At 62.6% G+C, this 1,503-nt stretch carries 1 protein-coding gene and 1 pseudogene; both read right to left on the minus strand.

The annotated features are described in order from the left end of the window. Positions 1-238 (minus strand): annotated as a pseudogene (locus ACXRVY_RS28605) (transcription elongation factor GreB); the annotation flags it as partial. 34 nt (positions 239-272) lie between these two features. Then, the coding region (locus ACXRVY_RS28610; RefSeq protein WP_458238905.1) for an ABC transporter permease at positions 273-1,503 on the minus strand (1,231 nt) is incomplete at its 5' end.

The following is a 1,503-nucleotide window of genomic DNA, read 5'->3' on the forward strand; positions in this document are numbered from 1 at the left end:
CTTCCAGGCGTTTGGTGAGAAAGCGCACGCGGCTGTCGATCTCTCGCAGCATCTTTTTGCCGTAGGTGTATTCGGCGTTCTCCGAGCGATCACCCTGGGCCGCGGCTTCGCTGACAGCCTGGGTAACCTGGGGCCGACGTACATGCCACAGCTCATGGAACTCGGCGCGCATCCGCGCTTCACCCTCGGGGGTGATCAGCGCGGTGCCGGCAGTGCGGGGAGGGCGGTAACGGCTCATGACAGCTTCTTGTGGTGAGGATGGCAGGAGTCTATCAACCCTCGCGCAGGACTGTCAGCGGGCTGGCGTTCAATGCCCGACGGGTACCGAACACCCCGGCACCACCAATGAGCACGGCACCCAGCAGTGGCAGCAACATCAGCCATGGATGCGGATGCCACGGCAGGTCAAAGGCGTAGCGGTAGAGCACCCAACTCACGACTTCCGAACCCAGCGCTGCCAGCAAGCCACTGACGGCGCCCAGCAAACCGAACTCAATGCGCCGCGCCTTGACCAGCAATTGCCGTTCCGCCCCCAGCGCACGCAGCAACGCGCCCTGGCGAATGCGTTCATCCAGCGTCGCTTGCAGGCCGGAGAACAGCACCGCCATCCCCGCCGCCAACACGAACAACAACACGTACTCCACTGCCAGGGTCACCTGGGCGAGAATGCTGCGCAGTTGCTCCAGCAAGGCTTCGACCTGCAGGATCGTCACCGCCGGGAAGGCCCGGGACAGGTCGACGATCTGCTGGTCGTGACCGGGTGCGAGGTAGAAACTGGTCAGGTAAGTCGCCGGCAGATCCTTCAGGGTGCCGGGCTGGAAGATCATGAAGAAGTTCGGCTGGAAGTTGTCCCAGTCGATCTCCCGCAGGCTGGTGACTTTCGCCTCGCGATTGATCCCGCCAACGCTGAAAATCAGGTGGTCGCCGAGCTTGATTTTCAGGCTTTCGGCGACCTTGCCTTCTACCGACACGCCGGGAACATCGTCCGGAGTTTGTTCGTTCCACCAATTGCCGGCCGTGAGTTTGTTGCCCGACGGCAGGTCCGCGGCCCAGGTCAGGCTCAGGTCGCGCTGGATCGCCCGATCACCCGCGGATTCTTTGGTGACGATCTGTTGCACCGGCTCGCCGTTGATGCTGATCAAGCGCCCCGGCACCACCGGGTACAACGGTGCCGATTGCGCCGACACGGCGATCAGGTGATCGGTGAAGGCCTGTTTATCTGTGGGCAGGATGTTCAGGGCGAAGTAATTGGGGGCGTTTTTCGGCAACTGGTTTTTCCAGGTATCCAGCAACTCACCACGTAGCAAGGCGATCAGCGCCATCGACAGCAGAATCAGGCCGAACGCCAGGGACTGGCCCGCAGCAGCGAGCGGGTGACGCAGCAATTGCCCGAGTCCAAGACGCCAAGGCAAGGATGCACGCGCAAGCATGCGCCGCAGACTTTTCAGCAGCAGCAACAACAAACCGCCCAGCACCAGCGCTGCAATCACGCCGCCGCCGAGC

Source organism: Pseudomonas sp. P5_A2_2 (assembly GCF_054177685.1).